A 21,678-nucleotide genomic window follows, 5' to 3' on the forward strand; every position below is an offset into this window, starting at 1 on the left:
ACGAGTGGCCCGTGGGACAGCATTCGCTAGGATCGGGCCACACCGCCGCGACAGGAGGCCGGAGCCATGAGCGAGCCCGGGATGACCGGAAAGCTCCACCGCGTCGTCGTGCTCGCCCTGCCCGGCGTGATCCCCTTCGAACTGGGCATCCCCTACCGGATCTTCGGCAAGGCCCGCTCCGCCGCCGGGCGGCCGCTGTACGAGGTGCTGACCTGCACCCCCGTGCCCGGCCCCGTGACCACCGACGCCGACTTCCCGATCATGGTCGAGCGGGGCCCGGAAGCCCTGGCCGAGGCGGCCACCATCGTGGTTCCGGCCTCGCACGGGCTCGGGCCGGTCCAGAAGGAGGGCCGGCTGACCGCACCGCTCGCCGCCGCCCTCGCCCACGCCCGCCCCGGCGTCCGCTGGGTGTCCATCTGCACCGGCTCGTACGTGCTCGCCGCCGCCGGACTGCTCGACGGCCGCCCCGCCACCACCCACTGGAGCAGCACCGACCACTTCCAGCGGCTCTTCCCGGCCGTCGCGGTCGATCCGGATGTGCTGTTCGTGGACGACGGCGACGTCCTCACCTCCGCCGGGGTCGCCTCCGGCATCGACCTGTGTCTGCACCTCGTGCGGCGCGACCACGGCACCGCCATCGCCAACGAGGTCGCCCGCAGCAGCCTGGTGCCGCCGCACCGCGACGGCGGCCAGGCCCAGTACATCCGGCGCCCGGTGCCCGCGCCGCAGCAGGCCACCACCACCACGGCCCGCGCCTGGGCGCTGGGCCGCCTCGACCGTCCCCTCACCCTGCGCGACCTGGCCGCGCAGGAGTCGATGAGCGTCCGCACCTTCACCCGCCGCTTCCGCGAGGAGGTCGGTGTCAGCCCCGGCCAGTGGCTGACGCGGCAGCGGGTGGAGCGGGCCAGGCAGCTGCTGGAGGACACGGACCTGTCGGTGGACCAGGTGGCGCGGGACGCGGGCTTCGGCACGCCCGCCTCGATGCGGCAGCATCTGCAGGCCGCGCTCGGCGTCTCCCCCACCGCCTACCGGCGCACCTTCCGGGCCTCCGCCTCGGCGGACGGGCCCGATCAGAAGGTGAGGACGGCCCGCGCGACCCGCCCGCCGCGGGCGTCGTCCACGGCCGCGGCGAAGTCCTCCACCGGGTAGACGCCGGTGACCAGTTCGTCCAGCAGCAGCCGGCCCTGCCGGTACAGCTCCGCGTACAGGGCGATGTCGCGCTGCGGGCGCGCGGAGCCGTAGCGGCAGCCCAGGATGGACTTGTCCAGATAGAGGGAGGAGACCCGGAAGGACGCCTCGGCGTCCGCGGGCGGGACCCCGAGCAGCACCGCCTGACCGTGCCGGTCGAGGAGGTCGACGGCCTGCCGGATGAGCCGGGTGGAGCCGACGCATTCGAAGGCGTGGTCGGCGCCGGTGGGCAGGATCTCCCGTACGGCCTCGGGCGAGCCGGCGAAGTGCGTGGCGCCGAAGCGCCGGGCCAGCGGCTCCTTGGCCGGGTTGTTGTCGACGGCGACGACGGTGGTCGCCCCGGCGATCCGGGCCCCCTGCAGGACGTTGAGCCCGATGCCGCCGGTGCCGATGACGACGACCGACTCGCCGCGGTCCACCCGCGCCCGGTTGAAGACGGCGCCGACGCCGGTGAGGACGCCGCAGCCGATGAGGGCGGCCGAGGTGAGCGGGATCTCGTCCGGGATCTTCACCGCCTGGACGGCCGTGACCAGGGTGCGCTGCGCGAACGCCGAATTGGAGGCGAAGTTGAACAGCCGCTCACCGTTTCCGCGGTGGAACGGGCGGCCCGGCCTGCCGATCGCGGCGCGGCACATGGTGGGGCGGCCACGGTCGCAGTCGGCGCAGGTACCGCAGTTGGCGAGGGTGGAGAGGGCGACGTGATCACCCGGGGCGACGTGGGTGACGCCGGGCCCCACCGACTCGACCACGCCCGCGCCCTCGTGGCCGAGCACCACCGGCACCGGAAACGGAATGGTGCCGTCGATGACGGACAGATCGCTGTGGCACAGCCCGGCGGCGGCCACGGCCACCAGCACCTCGCCCGGGCCCGGGCCGCGCACCTCCAGGTCGTCGACCACCCGGGGCGCCTTGCCGTCGAAAACTACGCCTCTCACGCCTGATCTCCCCCACCTGTTGGGACCCTCAGGAGGCCCAGACCACCGACTGGAGTTCGCTGTACGCGTGCAGTCCGAACGAGCCGCCGTCGCGGCCGACACCGCTGTGCTTGAAGCCCCCGAACGGCGTCTCGGGGTGGCGCTGAACCGTGTTGATGCCGACGTTTCCGCTGCGCAGCCGGGCGGCCAGCGCCCAGGCGCGGCCCGCGTCGGCGCTGAAGACGTAGTCGTAGAGGCCGTACGAGGTGCCGTTGGCGATCCGCACCGCCTCGTCCTCGTCGTCGAAGGGCAGGGCCACGACGACCGGGCCGAACAGTTCCTCGCGGGCCACGGTCATGCCGGGGTCGGCGTCGGCTATGAGGGTCGGCGCGACGTAGAACCCGGGCCCCAGGGCCGGGCGTTCACCGCCGGTGACGATGCGGGCGCCCTGCTCACGGGCCCCGGCGAGGTATGCCTCGACCCGATCGCGCTGGGCCGCGGAGATCAGCGGACCCACGATCGTGGAGTTATCCACAGGGTCCCCCACGGTCAGTGACTTTGCGTAATCTGTGAGTGCGGCGACCACCCGCTCGTACAGCGATCGATGGACGAGCACCCGAGTCGGCGCCGTGCAGATCTGCCCGCTGTGGAAGGAGAAGGTCGAACCGACCGCCCCGACCGCCGACGCGATCACTCGCTTGTCGGCGTCCCCAAGGACGATGGCCGCACCCTTGCCCCCCAGTTCCATCAGGGTGCGCTTCATCGAGTGGCCTGCGGATTCGGCGATCTTCTTCCCCACGGCGGTGGATCCGGTGAAGCTGACCATGTCGACACCGGGGTGCGCGACCAGCGCCTCGCCCGCGGCCGCGCGCGAGCCGGTGACGACATTGAAGACACCGTCCGGGAGCCCGGCCTCGGTCAGCAGCGGGCCGAGTTCGAGACAGGCCAGCGGGTCCTGCGGGGCCGGTTTGGCGACGACCGTATTGCCCATGGCGAGCGCCGGGGCGACCTTGCCCGCGAGATTGGCGAGGGGAAAGTTGTAGGAGGTGATACAGGCGACGACACCCACCGGACGGCGGACCGCCGCCGCGCCGATCAGCCCGCCGGGCGCCAGCGGGCTGGCGGCGACCGGCAGCGGGGCGAGCGGGACGGTGTCCGGTTCCATGGCGCCGCGCGCGTAGCGGCGGAAGCGGTCGGCCGCGGGGGGCACTTGGAGGGCCGCGGTCACCCGCAGGGTCGCGCCCGTCTCCGCCTGGACGAGGGGCACCAGGCCGGGGGCGCGCTCGGCGAGCAGGTCGGCCGCGCGGTCGAGTACGGCGGCGCGCTCCCGGGGGGCGGTGCGCGACCAGCCGTCGTACGCGGCCCGCGCGGCCCGCACCGCGGCGTCCACATCGGCATCGTCGGCCTCGGGCGCCCGGCCGACGGTCTCCTCGGTGGCCGGGTTGACGACCGCGTAGTGCCCGGCCCCGGGCGCCCGCCAGGAGCCGCCGATCCAATGCCCGTACGGTGTCATCGATCCTCCTTGGGGAGGTGGAGTACGCGCTCGGCGATGATGTTGCGCTGGATCTCGTCCGAGCCGCCGTAGATGGTGTCGGCGCGGGAGAAGAGGAAGAGGCGCTGCGCGGCGTCGAGTTCATACGGCCGGTCCTCGGTCCAGCGCACCGGTCCGAGCGCGGCGGCGGCGCCCCGCACGCGCACGGCCAGCTCGCCGAGCCGCCGGTGCCAGCCGCCCCACAGCAGCTTGGCCACACTGGGCGCCCCGGCATCGTGCGCCGTGGGGCGATGGGGCGCGGGCCGATCGGGAGCGGGAGGGGAGGGGGTGGGGGTGGGGCCCCCGGAGGGGGGATTCCCCGCGCCGCCCAGGGTGCGCAGGGCGTTCCAGCGCATGACCTTCAGCTCGGCCCACTGCTGTATCAGCTGGTCGCGCAGTACGGGGTCGCGGGCGGCGCCGGTCTCCCGGGCCTGTCGGATGACGCGGTCGAGTTCCTGGGCGAAGCCGATCTGCTGGACCAGGGTGGAGACTCCGCGTTCCACGGCGAGCAGGCTCATGGCCACGCTCCAGCCCCGGCCCGGGCCGCCGACGAGGTGGTCGGGGCGGGCGAGGGCCCCGTCGAAGAACACCTCGTTGAACTCCGCGGTGCCGGTGAGCTGCCGGATGGGCCGGACCTCGACGCGTCCCGGCTGGTCCATGGGCACCAGCAGGAAGGACAGCCCGTGGTGGCGCTCTGATCCCTCCTCGGTGCGGGCCAGGACGAAGCACCAGTCGGCTTCGCGGGCGTGGGAGGTCCAGATCTTCTGGCCGGTGACGCGGTAGGTTCCGTCGCCCGGGTCGCGGACGGCGCGGGTGCGCACTCCGGCGAGGTCGGAGCCCGCGTCGGGTTCGCTGTAGCCCTGGCACCACAGCTCCTCGCCGCGGGCGATGGGGGGCAGGAAGCGGGCGCGTTGGGCCTGGTCGCCGTGTGCGAGCAGGGTGGGGGCGAGCAGGTTCTCGCCGATGTGCCCGAGTCGGCCGGGGGCTCCGGCGCGGGCGTATTCCTCGGCCCAGACGACCTGCTGGGTCAGGGTGGCGGGCCGGTTTCCGTAGGTCCCGTGGGTGCGGTCCCAGCCGAGCCCGATCCAGCCGCCGCCGCCCAGTTCACGTTCCCAGGCGCGTTGCGCGGCGTCGGTGGCGGCAGCGGTGGTGGGGGTGGCCGTGTCGGTGGGGCGGGTGAACCGGCCGGTCAGGTGGGTGTCGAGCCAGGCGCGTGCCTCGTCGCGGAAGTGTGCGTCCCCGGGCCCGAAGGCGAAGTCCACGGCCTCTCCCCTTCCTCACATCGCACGGTGGGCGTGCGGGTCACGCGTTGGGGCGCTGGTGGGTGGCGGCGGCCTGGGCCATGGCTTGGAGTTGGGCCAGCAGCGGCATGGGGTCGGTGCCGACCGTGCCGGGCAGGAAGTCGGCGATCTTCTCCGGGGTCCAGGCGCCCTCGGCGTATCCGGCGCGCAGTTCCCTCGGCTGGGCCCAGACCGCGATCTTGGGGCCCGCGATCGTATAGACCTGTCCGGTGATCTTCTCCTCGCGGGCCCGTTCGCTCAGCAGATAGACGACCAGGGCCGCGACGTCCTCCGGTTCGCCGATCTCCTTCAGTTCCATCGGCACATTGGCGGACATGCGAGTACGGGCGACCGGGGCGACGCAGTTGGCGGTGACGCCGTATTTGTGCAGGCCCAGGGCCGCGCTGCGGACCAGCGAGATGATGCCGCCCTTGGCCGAGGCGTAGTTGGCCTGGGCGACGCTGCCCTGGTGGTTGCCGCTGGTGAAGCCGATCAGGGTGCCGGAGCGCTGCCGCCGCATCACCGCGGACGCGGCGCGGAAGACGGTGAAGGTGCCCTTGAGGTGGGTGGCGACGACCGGGTCCCACTCCTCCTCGCTCATGTTGAAGAGCATCCGTTCGCGGAGGATTCCGGCCACGCACACCACGCCGTCGAGCCGCCCGAACCGTTCGACGGCGGTGTCCACGATCCGCTGGCCGCCGGCCATGGTGGAGACGTCGTCGGCGACCGCGACCGCCTCTCCGCCCGCCGCCGCGATCTCCTTGACCGCCGCTTCGGCGATCTCGCTGGTGGGTTCGCCGCCCTCGATCGAGACCCCGTAGTCGTTGACGACGACCTTCGCGCCCTCGGCCGCGCAGGCGAGGGCCACGGCTCGTCCGATGCCGCGCCCGGCGCCGGTGACGGCGATGACCTTGCCGTCCAAGAAGTTGCCCACGTCGCGTCCCCTCCCGCAGTTTCTGACGGACCGTTAGATTTTTGAGCAGACCCGCCCCGAGTACAAGCCCTGGAACGGAACCGACCGAAGGAGGCACCATGTCGCTGCCACCCGAGTTCCACGACATCGCCCAGCGCGTCAACAACTGGGGACGGTGGGGCGCCGACGACGAGATCGGCACGCTCAACCTGATCACCGACGCGGTGGTCCGGGACGCGGCGGCGGCCGTGCGCACCGGGCGCCGCGTCCCGCTCGCGGTTCCGCTGCGGCAGGACGGCATCCAGACCGGGATGATCCCGGGGCGGATCAATCCGCTGCACACCATGGTCGCCGTGAACGCCGAGGTGTTCGGCCCGGGTACGGTCGCCACCAGCGACGACGCCGTGACGATGGGACTGCAGGCCGGTACCCACTGGGACGGGCTGGCCCATGTCTCGCACTCCGGCAGGCTCTACAACGGCCGCCCCGCCACGTCCGTCACCGCCCATGACCGCGCGGCCTTCAGCGGCATCCACACGGCGCGGCACATCGTCTCGCGCGGAGTGCTGCTCGACGTCGCGCGCGCCCGGGGCGCGGACCGGCTACCCGAGGGGCACGCCGTCACCCCCGAAGACCTCGCCGCCGCCGAGGAGCTGGCCCAGGTCGCGGTACGGCCCGGCGACATCGCGCTCGTACGGACCGGGCAGATCCAGCGGTATCTCGCGGGCGAGAGGGAGGCGTACGCGTATCCGTCGCCGGGTCTGTCGCTCCGTACGCCCGAGTGGTTCCACGCCCGTGACGTGGCCGCGGTCGCCAACGACACGCTCACCTTCGAGATCTTCCCGCCGGAGATCGACGACCTGTGGCTGCCCGTCCACGCCCTCGACCTGGTCGAGATGGGCATGCCGCAGGGCCAGAACTGGAATCTGGAGGAGCTGTCGGCGGCCTGCGCCGAGGAGGGGCGCTACGCCTTCCTGCTGTCGGCCACGCCCGAGCCGTTCACCGGCGGGACCGGCGCCCCGGTCGCGCCCGTGGCGATCCTCTGAGGCCGGTGCCGCGACGAGCGCGAAGACGCGAAGGACGCGGTGAACCCGGAGAGCGCGAGGGGACGGGCGGGTGGGGCCTATCGGGCGGCGGTGCGCTCATGCACACCCCGAGCACGGCATCGCGCACCGCCACCCGGCTCCGGCGTCGAGCCCTGATCAGACGCCGGGCCGCGACCCGCACTCGCCGAGGTACGGCCCCGCGAACACACGGTTCACAGGGACCACATGGCCCTCGGCGTCCCCTCGCGACGAATCGCTGATCCTAGAGTGATCACTCGGCCACGTCACGTCAACACCTGGTCTGGACTTTGTGGGGTCCGCCCCAGATGTGATGACGCGCGGGAGGCACCACGCCCCGTCAGAAGCGCCTCGTCACGCCCCCTGTGATCGCCGTCTTCGACGCGCTCCGCGCCGTCCGCGCACTCTTCCCGCCGACCGCGGTCGATTTCACACCAGATGCGCTTGCCCGCACCCTCGGGCTGCCAGCCCCAGCGGTCCGCGAGCCCGTCGACCAGCTCCAGCCCGCGGCCGTTGGTGGACTCCTCGTCGGCGCGGCGCTGACGCGGCGCGCGGGCGCTGGCGTCGGCGACCTCGACCCGGACCGTGCCCAGTTCGGACCCCTTGCCGGCGGAGGGCTCCACGGAACCGTCGCTACCGCCGCTCCCGCCGCCGGTGCCGGTCTGCGCGGGGAAGCGCATCCGCAGCACCGCGGGACAGCCGGTGTGCACCACGGCGTTGGTGACGAGCTCGGAGATGAGCAGGATCAACGTCTCGGCAAGCGGCTCGTCGGCCCCGATACCGGACCCGGCGAGCCGCGAACGCGCCCACCGGCGGGCACGACTCACCTCCGCGGGATCGGGGCGGACCTCCATCTGCATCTGAAGCACCTGCACCGCTCACACCATCCGAACCGGCGGACACATCGCCTCATACCTCCAAGAGATCACGGAACGTGACTCTCTCCCGGCTGTGGCCGGGAGGTACCCCCGTGCGAGAGAGCATGGTTGACGTACAGTCACCCCAACAAGCGCTTCGGTCATATTCCAGCGCCAAGGAGTATGCGTGGGGCATACTGTGCGACGCACGCTCCGATGACTCGAACAGCGAGGCATGACCGGAGGGCGCCCCGTGCGAGCGGGGCACATCGGCGTGCCCGGAGTCGCCCCACGGGCCACGCCGGGTTCGTTGTACCCCAAAACCGCTCGCACCCCACGGAGAGTACCCGAGCCGGAGCCCGACTCCCCCCTGTGACGAGTCACGCCCAGGAAACAACCCGATATCAACGCTCGGTCACCTCAAAGCCTCCGGGCATCTCCCCAGAGAATGCGACATCCCAACAATTCAGGCGTATCCATGGAGCCCGGTTACAAACCTGTTTCAGCGGTCAACAGGAGCCCGGCGGCCAGTTCCTCCTCGGCCCCGGCCGCCGTCTGCCACTGCCCGGCGCGCACCCAGGCCCGCTTGAGGTGCAGATGGACATCCGCTTCCCAGGTGAAACCCATCCCTCCGTGCACCTGAAGACAATCGCGGGCATTACGGACGGCCGCCTGGTCGGCGAGCAGTTTGGCGGCGGCGATGTCACCCGCGTCTTCTGTGACCGCGGCGGCGTACACCACACTTCTGGCTGATTCGGCGCGTACGAGCATCCCCGCGCACAGATGCTGTACGGCCTGGAAGGCGCCGATCGGGCGGCCGAACTGCGTGCGCGCCGCGGCGTGGTCCACCGCCATCCGGACCGTACGGGAGGCGCTGCCGAGCTGTTGGGCGGCGGTCAGCAGGGCCGCCTCGCGGCGCAGCCGCCGGGCGGCGGCCGCGCCGACGGCCCCGGACGCCCCCGGGGGCAGGGCCGGTGGGTGCGCACGGTGCAGCGGGGTGGCGGGGTCGACGGAGCGTATCGGCCGGGCCGCGTCCGCGAGCGCGGCCGCCGCAACCACCCGGGCGTCCTCGCCGCTCAGCACCAGCACGGCGTCGGCCGAGGTCAGATGCTCCACCAGCGGGTCCGCCGCGGCCCCGGCGCCGAGGTCCAGCGCGGTGACCACGGCCGCCCCTTCGGCGGCGCCCGCGGCACCGGCCGCCGCCAGGCCCGCCGCGAGCTGGGTGGCGACCAGCGGCCCCGGGAGCAGCGCCCGGCCCGCCTCCTCCATGGCCAGCACCGCCTCCGGCAGTCCGAGCCCGACCCCGCCCGCCGACTCGGGCAGCCGCAGCGCGAAGAACCCGGCGGTGCCCAGTTCCCGCCACAGGGCACGGTCCAGCGTCACGGCGCCGCTTTCGGGGCCGTCCACAGCCGTCCGTAACCGGGCGCGGGGGAAGCGCCGTTCCAGCAGCTCGCGCATGCCGTCCCGCAGCGCCCGCTGGTCGTCGTCGAGCTGGAAGTCCATGCCCTTGGGTCACCGCCCCTTCGGCAGGCCGAGGATGCGCTCGGCGACGATGTTCCGCTGGATCTGTGAGGTTCCGGCCGCGATGGTGTACGAGAGCGACGACAGCCGGTCCGCGACCCACTCGTGCCCGGCATCCAGCGCGTCCGGGCCCAGCACGTCGGCGGCGGCGTCGTACAGCTCCTGCCGCACCTCCGAGAAGCGGAGCTTGAAGACCGAGCCGCCGACGCCCGGCACCCCGCCGGTGCGCTGCGCCTCGCTGACGTTCCACTGGGTGAGCCGCCACAGCGCCGCGCAGTCGGCGGCGAGCCGCCCGAGCCGCCGCCGCAGTACGGGGTCGTCCCAGCGGCCGTTGGCCTTGGCGCGACGGGCCAGGGCCTCCAGCACCCGCCGGCAGGCGACGACCTCGCCGACGAAGGCCGTGCCGCGCTCGAAGGAGAGCGTCACCATGGTCACTCGCCAGCCGTCGTTCTCGGCCCCGACCCGGTGGTCTACGGGCACCCGCACCTCGTCCAGGAAGACCTCGGCGAACTCGGCGGTCCCGGCGAGGGTGCGCAGCGGCCGCACCGTCACGCCGGGCGCGTCCATGGGCAGCGCGAGCCAGGTGATGCCCCAGTGCTTCGGCGTGTCGGGGTTTATCGGCGTGGTGCGCACCAGGAGTTCGCACCAGTCGGCGATCTCGGCGTGCGAGGTCCAGATCTTGCTGCCGCTGACGACGTAGTGGTCGCCGTCCCGTACGGCCCGGGTGCGCAAGGAGGCCAGGTCGGATCCGGCGTCGGGTTCGGAGAAGCCCTGGCACCAGACCTGGTCGCCGCGGAGGATCGGCGGCAGCCAGCGGGCCCGCTGGGCGGGGGTGCCCTCGGCGGCGATGGTGGGGCCCGCGTGCAGCAGGCCGACGAAGTTGGCGCCGACGTAGGGCGCGCCCGCGCGTTCGGTCTCCTCCAGGAAGATCAGGTGCTGGGTGGGGGTGGCGCCACGGCCTCCGGCGTCCTCGGGCCAGTGCAGTCCGGCGTATCCGGCGTCGTACAGCCTGCGCTGCCAGCCGCAGTCGTAGGCGCGGCGGGCGGGCCAGTCGGCGGGGTCTGGGCGGTCGGGCAGGGTGGGGAGGACGTCCGCGAGCCAGGCGCGCAGTCCGTGCCGGAAGTCCTCCTCGTCCTCCGTGAAGGCGAGATCCATCGGCGGCCGTCCTCCCTTTTCTGATGTCTCGTCAGATCAGGCGGCAGGGGAAGGCTAATCCGCACCCTCTGGACCGACAAGACGGACGGCCTTACGCTTCCCGCATTATCTGACTACCCGTCAGGTCTACGGATTCGGCCACGGGAGGCCGGGATGACCGACACCGCACACGCCCTCGGCGCGTCGGCGACGCTGTGGGAACTGCTGGAGCGGCGCGCCGCGCTCACCCCGGACGCCCCCGCGCTGATCCAGGCCGCCGCCAGCGGGCGGCACGACCGGCGGCTGACCTTCCGCGCCCTGCGCACCCGCGCGGAGCGCACGGCGGCGGGGCTGTACGCGAGGGGGGTGGGCCCCGGCAGCCGGGTCGCCTGGCAGCTGCCCACCCGGCTGGAGACGGTCGTGCTGACCCTGGCGCTGGCCCGGCTGGGCGCCGTACAGACCCCGCTCATCCCGTACTACCGCGACCGCGAGGTGGGGTACGCGCTCCGCGCCTCGGGCGCGCGGTTCTTCGCCGTCCCCGGGACGTGGCGCGGCTTCGACCACACGGCGATGGCGCACCGGCTGGCCGCGCGGCTGCCGCAGTCGCCGCTGGTCTTCGAGGCGTACGACACGCTCCCGGTCGCCGACCCCAAGGCGCCGCCGCATCTGCCGCCGCCGCCCACCGACGGGACGGCCGTCCGCTGGATCTACTGGACCTCGGGCACCACCTCCGACCCCAAGGGCGTGCTGCACACCGACCGCAGCCTCATCGCCGCCGGTTCCTGTCTCGCCCACGCGCTGCGGCTCACCGCGGACGACATCGGGTCGATGGCCTTCCCGTACGCGCATGTCGCCGGGCCCGACTACACGGTGATGCTGCTGCTGTACGGCTTCCCCGCCGTGCTGCTGGAGCACTTCGCGCTGCCGGAGTCGCTGTCCGCGTACCGGCGGCACGGGGTGACGGTCGCGGGCGGCAGCACCGCCTTCTACTCCATGTTCCTGGCGGAGCAGCGCAAGGACCCCGCGCGCCCGCTCATTCCGACGCTGCGGCTACTGGCCGGTGGCGGCGCGCCCAAGCCGCCCGAGCTGTACTACGAGGTGGTACGGGAGCTGGGCTGCCAACTCACCCACGGCTACGGGATGACCGAGGTTCCCATGATCACGATGGGGTCGCCGGACGACACCGCCGAGCTGCTGGCGACGACGGAGGGGCGCCCGCCCGCGGAGATGGAGATCCGCGTCGTGGACGGGGAGGTGCGGCTGCGCGGTGAGGCGGTGTGCGCCGGATATCTGGACGCGGCGCAGACCCGGGAGGCGTTCGACGCCGACGGCTTCTTCCGCACCGGCGACCTCGGCCATCTGACGGAAAGCGGTCATCTCGTGCTCACGGGGCGCGCCAAGGACATCATCATCCGTAAGGGCGAGAACATTTCCGCGAAGGAGATCGAGCAGTTGCTGTACCGGCATCCGGATGTGGGGGATGTGGCGGTGATCGGGCTGCCGGACGCGGATCGGGGGGAGGTGGTGTGCGCCGTGGTGGAGCAGCCGGCGGGGGCCGCGCCGCTGACCGTGGAGGGGGTCGGGTCCTATCTGCGCGGAGTGGGTCTTTCGGTGCACAAGGTGCCGGAGAGGGTGGAGGTGGTGGACGCGCTGCCACGGAACGACACGCTGCGGAAGGTGCTGAAGTACCGGCTGCGGGAGCGGTTCGGGGGCGCCGCGGCGGCGCCTCCGCCCGGGCGCTGAGTCAGCCCGTCGTGCTGTACGTGGCCGTCGCCTGCTCGAAGTGGCGGTTCACCGTGCGGCGCTCGTCGGCGGGACCGATCGCCAGGACCACGTGGTAGCGGCCGCCGATCAGCATCGCCAGGTTGCGCGCGTACACGTTGCGGCCGCTGCTGTCCCGCCAGCTGAACTGGCCCTCGGCCATCGCCGTCTTCCCCACGTCGATCCGCTTCAGCCCCGAGGACGACGCCCACGCCGAGTCGCGGAAGGCGGCCAGTTCGGCCTCCCGGTTCTGCTGGTACGCCATCGGGTCGCCGCCGAACTCGGACACCTTGTCCCGCCCCGCCACGATCACCAGCTCGATGTCGCCGCCGATGTAGCGGATCTGGCCGCGCGCGTTCTCGCCGCGCCGGGTCCAGCCCTCGTGGACGGCGACGGAGAAGCCCTTGGGGTCCTTGCGGACCGCGAAGCCCTTCGCGAGACCGGCCGGTTCGGTGGACTGGGGCTCGTCGGAGCCCGGGTCCGCCGAGCCGTCGTCCTCGCTGCCCTCACCGGACGGTGACGCCGGGTCGTGGGCGCTGGTGGGGGCCGGGCTCCCCGCGCCGGCCGACCCCGTACGGCCCTGGCCGGCGGTGTCGTCGGTGCGCGGCATGAACATCATCGCGTACAGCACCGCCGCCGCCAGGCCCAGCAGGATCAGCAGGAGCAGCAGCCGCCCCAGCCTGCGCGGCTTGCGGCCCGTGGCCGGCTCCCGCCGTGGGGCCTCCCGCCGCGGGGCCGGGCCCGCTTCGCGCGCCGCCTGCTTCGCCCGCTTGTGCCGCCCGTGCGCGGCCGCCGCCCGGTCCGGGCGGCCCCGGCCCTTGCGCACCAGCCAGCCCCGGCGGCGCACGATCGGCAGCCGCTTCGGGTCGGACGCGCCGCCCGGCCCGATCGACGGCACGGTGACCGTGCTGCTGCCGACGTCCGGCTCCGGCGCCGATCTGATGAGCGACCGCAGCCAGCCGCGCAGCTCCTCGAAGTCGGGCCGCTCGGTGGGGTCCTGGCGCATCAGCGACTCGACCACGGGGCGCAGCGGACCGCACTCCTCCGCGTACGCCGGTGCCTCCGCGCACACCATCTGCACCAGCTCTGCGGCGTTCTCCTCCGGGTACGGGGCGTGGCCCTGGACGGCGCGGAAGAGCAGCACGCCCAGCGCCCACAGGTCGGCGGCGGGGCCGACGGGCGGGGCCAGCCGCCAGTTCTCGTGGACGGGTCCGGCCTGCTCGGGCGCCCAGCGCTCGGTGACGGCGCCGACCACGACGATCCGCGCCTGCCGGGCCCGTTCGGCGGCGAGCGCGGTGGTGGGGCCGCGCGGCGGGCCGCCGTCGGTCGTGCCGCCGCCGTCCCAGGAACCGCCGCCGTCCTCACCGCTCGGCTGCCGGGGCACGGTGGCGCCTTCCGGCGAGGGGGAACCAGAAACGGAACCTGAACCAGAAACGGAACCTGAAACGGAACCTGAAACGGAACGGGAAGCGGAATCGGGCCAGGGCGCGCCGCCCGTGAGCGGGCCCGGCTCCTGGGCGGTGTACCGGGGGGCGTCGACGCCGGCCCGTGCGGCGGCCGCGCGGGCTCCCGCCGCGTACGCGGCGATGGCCTTCGCCCGGGCGGCGCGCGCGGCCGCGCCCTGCGCGTCGTCCGGGGCGCCCGGTGGGTCGTCCCCCGCGCCCTGCGCCGGAATGTGACCGGAGCCGCCGGCGGCCCATTCGGCTTCCGGTCCTGCCGGCTCCGGATATCCGTGCGCCCCGGGACCCTGGGCGCCGCCGACCGCGCCGCGCGGGGCGGGGAAGCCGCCCGAGGCGCCCTGGTCGCGGTAGACCGGTCCGTGCGTGCCGGGACGCGGCTCCGGCCACCCCTCCGGGCGCTCCCCGCCGGGCCGCCGGCCGGGCGCGGCGCTCTCGTAGCCGTGCGGAAGGGCCGGGGTGGGCGCGCCGACGATGGGAGTGCCCGCGGGCGGCGTGGGGGTGTACCCGTCGTCCGCGGCGCGCGCGTCCGGCGGCGACGCGGGGCCGGAGACGGGGCCGGGAGCGGCGGGGCCGGAAGCCGGACCGGCCGTGTCCTCGTCCGGCGGCCTCGGCACCGGATCGTAGCCGCACAGCGCCTCCTCCGCCGCGCCCGCCGCCAGGCCCGTCAGCATCGCGCGGCCGTCGTCGCACAACAGCACCGTGCGGGTGGTGATGTTGCGGTGCGTCCAGCCGTGGGCGTGCAGCGCGCGGAGCGCCGTCAGCACGTCGTTGGCGACCTCGGCGGCGCGGTGCGGGGACAGGTTCCGCTCGGTGAGCAGCGCGGCGAGCGGGCGCCCGGCGACGAGTTCGCTGACGATCCACAGGCTTCCGGCCTCCGCGAAGACGTGGAAGACCTGGCCGAGCCTGGGGTGGTCGGGGACCTGCGCCGCCGCGGTCGCCGCGTCCAGGGCGCGCCGTACGGCGGGGTCGCCGCCGCCCCGGGCCGTACCGGACGCCCCGTTCGGCCCTGCGCCGGGGTGGCCGTCGTCGTCGACGACCTCGGCGTCGACGACCTCCGGAAGCGGTATCTGCCGCAGATGGACCTGCTGGCCGCTGTAGGTGTCGAAGGCGCGGGTCTCGACGAACTCGTACTCGTCGGCGGGCGGCGGGGGCAGGCGATAGCGGCCGGCCAGTACCCGGCCCGCGTACTCGTCCACGACGCCTCCCCTGGCGCACGATCAGGCGCGATCAACGTCCCTGTATGCGATCAGCACAGTGCTAGGCCGTCAATTGTGGTCGTTTTGGCGGGTTCATGCGACTGCGCACGGTCTACGGGCACTCACGATACGGGCCCGCGCGACGCTTCGCCGACAGGAGTGCTCAGTCCGTGATGTCGAACGTTTTGAACGCGGTGTCGCGCAGCGTCCTGCACTCCTTGTCGTCCCACTTGCTCGCCTCGCAAGTGATCATGATGGAGAAGCCGTGGCTGCCGTCCGCCTTGAAGCCGCGGTTGAGCACCCGTACGTGCTTGCCGTCCTGGTCACGCTCGAACTCCCAGTCCGCGACGCTCGGGTAGCCCCGCCAGGAGACCGTCTTGATGCCGAGGCTCTTGTAGCCGGACATGCTGCTCCGCGCGGCGGCCTCCCCCTTGCGCCACTCGGCCGCCGCGTCCGGCTTCGGGGAGGAGGTGAAGTCGATCTGGATACGCGGGATGCTGGAGCCGCCGTAGTACTTTCGGCTGCCGCTGTAGCTCCCGTTGTGCACCGACCATCCCTTGGGCATCGCCATGGTGAACGGGAAGTCGGAGCTCTTGACGGTCTCGTAGCCGCCGGGCAGGGAGCCGCCCTTGCCCTCCCCCTTGCCGCCGCTCCCGCCGTCGTCGCCGCTGCCGCCCTTGCCCTCGCCCTTGCCGCCGTCGTCGTCCGTGTCGCCGCCCTTGGACGTGTCCGAGCCGGCCTGCTCCGTCGAGCCGCCGGACGTCTTGCCGTCCGGGGACTGGGTGTTCGCCCCGCCGGACGCGCCGGCGTCCTTGCCGTCCTGCCGGTCGCCCGACGCCCCGGCCGAGGCCGACGCCTTGGCGCCGCCCGTGCCCTTGGCCTTGTCGTCGTCACCGGCGCCGTTGAAGGCGACGGCGAGCACGGTGGCCACGATGGCGACCACGACGACCGCGATGATGATCAGCGTCCGCTTGGAGACCACATCGGTGATCGGGGCGCGGGGCGGCACCGGGCGGTACGGGCCGGAGGCGTCCTCGGGCTTGCCCGAACCGGAGGAGGAAGCGGAGGCCGGGGCGGAAGCCGAACCAGCGGCCGGCTCCCCCTTCTTCGTGAGGTCGGCCTTCTTCGAGGACTGCGCGCCCGCCGCGGCCGCCGCGGACTTCGGCGCCTTCGCGGAATCGGCCTTCTTCGACGTCTCCGGCTTCTTCGCCGGGTCCGCCTTCTGCTCGGTCTTCGCGTTCCGTACGGACTTCAGCGCACCCCGGGCGCGCTCCGCGACCGCCGCGGACTTGGCCTCCGCGGCCGCCTCGTCCTCGGCGGAGGGGGCGGGCGGCAGGCTCATCGTGCGGGTCGCGTCGGCGGGGGCCTTCTTCGACGCGGTGTCCTCCGGCGTGCTCAGGGCGTGCTCCAGCAGCGCCCGCGCCCCCGCGTCGTCCAGCCGCTGGTCGGGGTCCTTGACCAGCAGACCGTAGATGACCTCTTCCAGCGGGCCCGCGTTCTTCGGCGGCTCGACCGGCTCGGTCATGACCGCGGTGAGGGTCGCTATGGCCGTGCTCTTGTCGTACGGCGGTACGCCCTCGACCGCCGCGTACAGCAGGCCGCCCAGCGACCACAGGTCGGACGGCGGGCCGGGCTTGTGGCCGCGGGCCCGCTCCGGGGAGATGTAGGAGGGCGCGCCGACGAGCATGCCGGTGGAGGTGACGGACGGGTCGCCCTCGACCTGGGCGATGCCGAAGTCGGTGAGGACGACGCGGCCGTCGGGTTCCGAGATCAGCACGTTGGACGGCTTCACGTCGCGGTGCAGGATGCCCGCCTGGTGGGCCGCGCGCAGCACGTCGAGGACGGCGAGGCCGACCTCGGCGGCGCGCCGGGGGGTGAGCGGCCCGTCGTCCCGGACGACGTCGGCGAGCGAGCGGCCCTCGATCAGCTCCATGACGATCCAGGGGCGGTCGTCCTCGTCGACCACGTCATAGACGGTGACGGCGCCGTTGCTGCGGATCCGGGCGATCGCCTTCGCCTCGCGCAGTGTGCGGGTGATGAGCCGTCTCTTCTCGTCCTCCTCGACGCTGGACGGGAAGCGCAGCTCCTTGACCGCGACCGTACGGCCGAGGGTCTGGTCGCTGGCGCGCCAGACGGTGCCCATGCCGCCCTGACCGAGAATCTCCCCCAGCCGGTATCGCCCGGCGAGGAGGCGCCCAGTCGAACCCTGCGTCTTCTCAGCCTCCGACATGCGACCCCTCTGCGAATCAACCCACCCTGAACCCACCCTGGGAGAGCGTCCATTGTCTCTCATCCGCGACCCCGGGAAAGCCCGGGGTCCGGGCGGTGGAGCGGGCACGGTGCGGCGGCCGTCCGGTGCACCTGCGAACATCGGGGGGTCCGCAGGGAACGAAAGGCCCGTGTCATGCCCATCTCCGCCATACGATGGCACAGGCGAGGCCGTATGCCGACCGTCGTGGCGCTGGTCGCGGCCATGGGCGTCGTCCTGGCGGGCTGTACGGCGGACGCGGACGCCCGCGCGAGCGTGGCCGGCGGGGGCCGGAAGGCCGCCGAGCGGGAGGAGCGCGGCGCCGTACGGACGGCCCTGCGGCGCCTGGTGACCGACGGCACGGCGCCCGGGGCCGCGGCGCTCGTCCGGGACGGGGGCGGGGCCCGGTTCACCGCGGCGGGGGTGGCGGACACCCGGAGCGGGCGGCGCGTCGAGCGGGACGATCGCTTCCGGGCGGGCAGCGTCACCAAGACCGTCATCGCGGCGCTGACGCTGCGGCTGGCCGGCGAGGGCAGGCTCGGCCTGGGCGACACCGTCGAGCAGCATCTGCCGGGGCTGGTGCGCGGCCAGGGCAACAATGGCCGAAAAATCACCGTCGGTCAGCTCCTCACCCACACCAGCGGGCTGTTCGACTACACCGCCGACCCGGTGCTGGCGGGTCAACTGTCGGCGACCGAGGGCACGGACGGCACGAATGGCGCGGAGGGCACGGACGGCACCGGCCGTACGGAGGCGCACAGCCCCGCCTCCCTGGTGCGGGCCGCCCTCACCCACCGCCCCGCCTTCGCGCCCGGGGCGAAGTGGCATTACTCCAACACCAACTACGTCCTGCTGGGCATGATCGTCGAGCGGGTCACCGGACGCTCGTACGCCGCCGGGGCCGAGCGCCGGATACTCGATCCGCTCGCCCTGCGCGCCACCTCGTTCCCCGGCGTCCGCACCACCCTCCCGGCTCCGCACGGCCGCGCGTACGACTCCCGGGGCGGCCGCTGGCGCGATGTCACCGACCTCGACCCGTCGTCCGCCGGAGCCGCGGGCGAGATGATCTCCACGCTGGGCGATCTGTCCCGGCTGCTCGGCGCTCTGTTGCGCGGCCAGGTGGTGCCGAAGGCCCAGCTGCGGCGGATGGAGGACACCTCGGCGTCCGGCGGCCGGTACGGGATGGGCCTGTTCCCGGTGCGGCTGCCGTGCGGGACGACGGTCTGGGGGCACAACGGCGAGGTCAGCGGCTCGTACGCGCTGGCCGTGGCCACCCGCGACGGCCGCCGCACCCTGGTCTACCGCCTCAACAGCGCCGGGCCGCCCGCCCCGAAGGCCGAGACCGCCCTGCTCACGGCGGTGTTCTGCCCGAAGCGATAGCCCACCGGGGCTCGCCGCCTACAGCGGCACGATGTCCGGGGCGCCGAGCCGGGCCGCGTCCGCCGTCAGGTCGTCCGGCTGCCGCTGCGATTCGCGCTCCGCCTCCACCCGCTTCTCGTAGTGCTCGACCTCCTTGTCGATCTGCTCCGGCCCCCAGCCCAGCACCGGCGCCATCAGCTCGGCCGCCTCGCGGGCGCCGCGGGTGCCCCGGTCGAAGGTCTCGATGGAGATGCGGGTGCGCCGGGTGAGGACGTCGTCCAGGTGGCGGGCGCCCTCGTGGGAGGCGGCGTAGACGACCTCGGCGCGCAGATAGTCGTCGGCGGCGGTGAGCGGTTCGCCGAGCGACGGATCGGCGGCGATCAGCTCCAGCACCTCCTCGGTCAGCGCGCCGTACCGGTTCAGCAGGTGTTCGACGCGGGCGACGTGCAGCCCGGTGCGGCGGGCCATGCGCGCCCGCGCGTTCCACAGCGCCTGGTAGCCGACGGCGCCGACCAGCGGCACGTCCTCGGTGACGCAGGGCCCGACCCGCTGGTCGAGGCCGTGCACCGCCTCGTCCACGGCGTCCTTGGCCATGACCCGGTACGTCGTGTACTTGCCGCCCGCGACCACCACCAGGCCCGGCACCGGATGGGCGACCGTGTGCTCGCGCGAGAGCTTGCTGGTCGCGTCCGACTCCCCGGCCAGCAGCGGGCGCAAGCCCGCGTAGACGCCCTCGACGTCGTCGCGGGTCAGCGGCACCGCGAGGACCTCGTTGACGTGCTCCAGCAGGTAGTCGATGTCGGCGCTGGAGGCGGCCGGGTGCGCCTTGTCCAGGTCCCAGCCGGTGTCGGTGGTGCCGATGATCCAGTGCCTCCCCCACGGGATCACGAACAGCACGCTCTTCTCGGTGCGCAGGATCAGCCCGGTCGTGGAGTGGATGCGGTCCCTGGGCACCACGAGGTGGATGCCCTTGGACGCGCGGACGTGGAACTGGCCGCGCTCCCCGATCAGCGCCTGTGTCTCGTCCGTCCACACCCCGCTGGCGTTCACCACCTGGCGGGCCCGGACCTCGAACTCGCCCCCCTGCTCCAGATCATGCACCCGGGCACCGACAACGCGCGCTCCCTCGCGCAGGAACCCGACCACCCTGGCCCGGTTGGCGACCTGCGCGCCGTACCGGGCGGCGGTGCGCACCAGGGAGGTGACGAAGCGGGCGTCGTCCACCTGGGCGTCGTAGTACTGGAGCGCTCCGATCAGGGCGTCCTTGCGGAGGCAGGGGGCGACGCGCAGGGCACGGGTGCGCGTCAGGTGGCGGTGGACGGGCAGCCCGCGGCCGTGCCCGGAGGAGATCGACATCGCGTCGTAGAGCGCGACGCCCGCCCCGGCGTACGCCCGCTCCCAGCCCCGGTGCTTGAGCGGGTAGAGGAACGGGACGGGCTTGACCAGGTGCGGGGCGATCCGCTCCAGCAGCAGTCCGCGCTCCTTCAAGGCCTCTCTGACGAGGGCGAAGTCGAGCATCTCCAGGTAGCGCAGGCCGCCGTGGACCAGCTTGCTGGAGCGGCTGGAGGTGCCGGAGGCCCAGTCCCTGGACTCGATCAGTCCGGTCTCCAGGCCGCGGGTCGCGGCGTCGAGCGCGGTGCCCGCGCCGACCACGCCGCCGCCCACGACCAGCACGTCCAGCTCACGGTCCGCCATCCGGGCCAGCGCCTCGCCGCGCTCGGCCGGTCCCAGTGCCGGTGTCTTCACCGCTGCCTCCCGTTGTGATCGACGTCACGACGCTCGCGTGATGATTTTCCTGGCTTTCTCCCTGCCGTGCCATGCCGGGGACGGGCCCTTGGCGGGCCGCCGCGCGGGCCGTCCCCCGCTGGTGACCGCAACACCGCGTCGCCACCCTCCGTCAATACTGAATACGAGTCATATTTCCGCTTAGTCTGCCTTTGCGCCATCCGGAATCGCCTCGGGAAGGACGGCACGAAGTCATGCCCGCAGATCTCGCCGTCATCGGACTCGGCCATCTCGGCCTCCCGCTCGCCCAGGCCGCCACCGCCGCCGGTGTCCGTACGGTCGGCTACGACCCGGACTCCCGGGCCGCCGACGAGCTGCGGGCCGGGCGGCTGCCCACCGGGGCGGGCGACGGCTCGCTGACCGCCGCCGAGCTGCGCCGGATGATCTCCGGCGGCTTCCGGACCACCACCGACCCGGCCGATCTGGGCCGGGTCCGCACCGCCGTGATCTGCTCGCCCACCCCGCTCGGCGAGGACCGCCGGCTGGATCTGTCCGCGGTCGGCGAGGCGGCGCGCACGCTGGCGGGGTGGCTTCGCCCGCACACCACTGTTCTGCTGGAATCCACCGTGTACCCCGGCACCACCGAGGAATTCCTGCGTCCACTTCTTGAGGAGGGGTCCGGGCTGCGGGCCGGGCGCGACTTCCACCTCGCCTACTCCCCCGGCCGCCTCGACCCCGGAAACCGCGCCTACGGCTACGCCAACACCCCCAAGGTCATCGGCGGCCTCACCGCCGCCTGCACCGAGGCGGCCGCCGCGTTCTACGGACGCCTCACTGAGAAGGTCGTCCGCGCCCGCGGGCCGCGCGAGGCCGAGACGGTGAAGGTCCTGGAGACCAACTACCGGCACGTCAACATCGCCCTGGTCAACGAGATGGCCGCGTTCTGCCACGACAACGGCGTCGACCTGTGGGACGTGGTGCGCTGCGCCGAGACCAAGCCGTTCGGCTTCCAGTCCTTCCGCCCGGGCCCCGGCGTCGGCGGCCACGGCGCGCCGATCGAATGCGACCGGATGACCCACCCGCAGCGCGGGCTCGGCCTTCCGCTGCGCATGGTCGAGCTGGCGCAGCAGGTCAACGGGCGGATGCCGGGCTACGTCACCCGGCGCTGCGCGGCGCTCCTCAACGAGCACGGCAAGTCGGCGCGCGGCGCCCACGTCCTGCTGCTCGGCGTCAGCTACAAGCCGGACGTGGCGGACGAGGAGGGCTCCCCGGCGCGCGAGATCGCCGCCCGGCTGATGGAGCTGGGCGCCCAGGTGGGCTACCACGATCCGTATGTGCCGGGCTGGCGGGTGCTCGGCCGCCCGGTGCCGCGCGCGGACGCGCCGTACGAGGCGGCGGCCGAGGCCGACCTGACCGTCCTGCTCCAGCACCACCGCACCTACGACCTGCAGGGCCTGGCCGCCAAGGCCCAGCTGCTGCTGGACACCCGCGGCGCGAGCCCGGCGGGCACCGCCCACCGCCTCTGAG

At 73.5% G+C, this 21,678-nt stretch carries 15 protein-coding genes; 5 read left to right on the forward strand and 10 right to left on the reverse strand.

Annotation, left to right across the window (positions count from 1 at the left end; translation table 11 throughout):
* The first annotated feature begins 66 nt into the window (after nucleotides 1–66).
* Nucleotides 67–1,149 (forward strand): helix-turn-helix domain-containing protein, encoded by a 1,083-nt coding sequence (locus ABZ562_RS23030; RefSeq protein WP_361482775.1) that lies wholly within the window; start codon nucleotides 67–69, stop codon nucleotides 1,147–1,149.
* Here the strand turns inward: ABZ562_RS23030 and ABZ562_RS23035 are convergent.
* From ABZ562_RS23035 to ABZ562_RS23050, 4 genes are read right to left on the reverse strand one after another with little or no spacing between them, the layout of a single operon-like run.
* A complete protein-coding gene (locus tag ABZ562_RS23035; protein ID WP_361482778.1) occupies nucleotides 1,071–2,123 on the reverse strand; it encodes a Zn-dependent alcohol dehydrogenase in 1,053 nt (350 codons plus the stop codon). The genes ABZ562_RS23030 and ABZ562_RS23035 overlap by 79 nt on opposite strands.
* 28 nt (nucleotides 2,124–2,151) lie before the next feature.
* Nucleotides 2,152–3,615 (reverse strand): aldehyde dehydrogenase family protein, encoded by a 1,464-nt coding sequence (locus tag ABZ562_RS23040; protein ID WP_361482781.1) that lies wholly within the window; start codon nucleotides 3,613–3,615, stop codon nucleotides 2,152–2,154.
* Nucleotides 3,612–4,895, reverse strand: a complete 1,284-nt coding sequence (locus ABZ562_RS23045; RefSeq protein ID WP_361482784.1) for an acyl-CoA dehydrogenase family protein — start codon at nucleotides 4,893–4,895, stop codon at nucleotides 3,612–3,614. The genes ABZ562_RS23040 and ABZ562_RS23045 overlap by 4 nt, the downstream gene beginning before the upstream one ends.
* A gap of 40 nt (nucleotides 4,896–4,935) precedes the next feature.
* Nucleotides 4,936–5,847 carry an SDR family oxidoreductase gene (locus tag ABZ562_RS23050; protein WP_361482787.1) on the reverse strand — a complete coding sequence of 304 codons (912 nt, stop codon included), beginning with the start codon at nucleotides 5,845–5,847 and terminating at the stop codon, nucleotides 4,936–4,938.
* 98 nt (nucleotides 5,848–5,945) lie between these two features.
* On the opposite strand from ABZ562_RS23050, the gene ABZ562_RS23055 reads away from it, so the two are divergent.
* Nucleotides 5,946–6,872 (forward strand): cyclase family protein, encoded by a 927-nt coding sequence (locus ABZ562_RS23055; protein WP_361482790.1) that lies wholly within the window; start codon nucleotides 5,946–5,948, stop codon nucleotides 6,870–6,872.
* Nucleotides 6,873–7,156: 284 nt separating this feature from the next.
* Here the strand turns inward: ABZ562_RS23055 and ABZ562_RS23060 are convergent, their stop codons facing one another.
* From ABZ562_RS23060 to ABZ562_RS23070, 3 genes are all read right to left on the reverse strand, one after another.
* Complete coding sequence (locus ABZ562_RS23060; protein ID WP_361482793.1) at nucleotides 7,157–7,765, reverse strand: ATP-binding protein; 609 nt, start codon at nucleotides 7,763–7,765, stop codon at nucleotides 7,157–7,159.
* Nucleotides 7,766–8,236: 471 nt separating this feature from the next.
* On the reverse strand, nucleotides 8,237–9,250 hold the full coding sequence (locus ABZ562_RS23065) for an acyl-CoA dehydrogenase family protein (protein ID WP_361482796.1): 1,014 nt from the start codon (nucleotides 9,248–9,250) through the stop codon (nucleotides 8,237–8,239).
* A 9-nt stretch (nucleotides 9,251–9,259) separates the two neighbouring features.
* The gene (locus ABZ562_RS23070; protein ID WP_361482799.1) at nucleotides 9,260–10,423 is read right to left on the reverse strand and encodes an acyl-CoA dehydrogenase family protein; all 1,164 of its coding nucleotides are present in this window, start codon (nucleotides 10,421–10,423) and stop codon (nucleotides 9,260–9,262) included.
* Nucleotides 10,424–10,576: 153 nt separating this feature from the next.
* Between ABZ562_RS23070 and ABZ562_RS23075 the strand changes: the two genes are divergently transcribed.
* On the forward strand, nucleotides 10,577–12,145 hold the full coding sequence (locus tag ABZ562_RS23075) for an AMP-binding protein (protein ID WP_361482802.1): 1,569 nt from the start codon (nucleotides 10,577–10,579) through the stop codon (nucleotides 12,143–12,145).
* Nucleotide 12,146: 1 nt separating this feature from the next.
* On the opposite strand, the gene ABZ562_RS23080 is transcribed toward ABZ562_RS23075, so the two are convergent.
* Complete coding sequence (locus ABZ562_RS23080; RefSeq protein WP_361482805.1) at nucleotides 12,147–14,819, reverse strand: protein kinase; 2,673 nt, start codon at nucleotides 14,817–14,819, stop codon at nucleotides 12,147–12,149.
* A 163-nt stretch (nucleotides 14,820–14,982) separates the two neighbouring features.
* A complete protein-coding gene (locus tag ABZ562_RS23085; RefSeq protein WP_361482808.1) occupies nucleotides 14,983–17,049 on the reverse strand; it encodes a serine/threonine-protein kinase in 2,067 nt (688 codons plus the stop codon).
* A 213-nt stretch (nucleotides 17,050–17,262) separates the two neighbouring features.
* Between ABZ562_RS23085 and ABZ562_RS23090 the strand changes: the two genes are divergently transcribed.
* Nucleotides 17,263–18,447 (forward strand): serine hydrolase domain-containing protein, encoded by a 1,185-nt coding sequence (locus ABZ562_RS23090; RefSeq protein ID WP_361482811.1) that lies wholly within the window; start codon nucleotides 17,263–17,265, stop codon nucleotides 18,445–18,447.
* A gap of 18 nt (nucleotides 18,448–18,465) precedes the next feature.
* On the opposite strand, the gene ABZ562_RS23095 is transcribed toward ABZ562_RS23090, so the two are convergent.
* Nucleotides 18,466–20,172, reverse strand: a complete 1,707-nt coding sequence (locus ABZ562_RS23095; protein WP_361482814.1) for a glycerol-3-phosphate dehydrogenase/oxidase — start codon at nucleotides 20,170–20,172, stop codon at nucleotides 18,466–18,468.
* A 233-nt stretch (nucleotides 20,173–20,405) separates the two neighbouring features.
* Here ABZ562_RS23095 and ABZ562_RS23100 point away from each other — a divergent pair, with 233 nt between their 5' ends.
* Complete coding sequence (locus ABZ562_RS23100) at nucleotides 20,406–21,677, forward strand: nucleotide sugar dehydrogenase (protein ID WP_361482817.1); 1,272 nt, start codon at nucleotides 20,406–20,408, stop codon at nucleotides 21,675–21,677.
* Nucleotide 21,678: the final 1 nt, after the last annotated feature.

The organism is Streptomyces sp. NPDC019937 (assembly GCF_040631655.1).
Classification (GTDB): Bacteria; Actinomycetota; Actinomycetes; order Streptomycetales; family Streptomycetaceae; genus Streptomyces.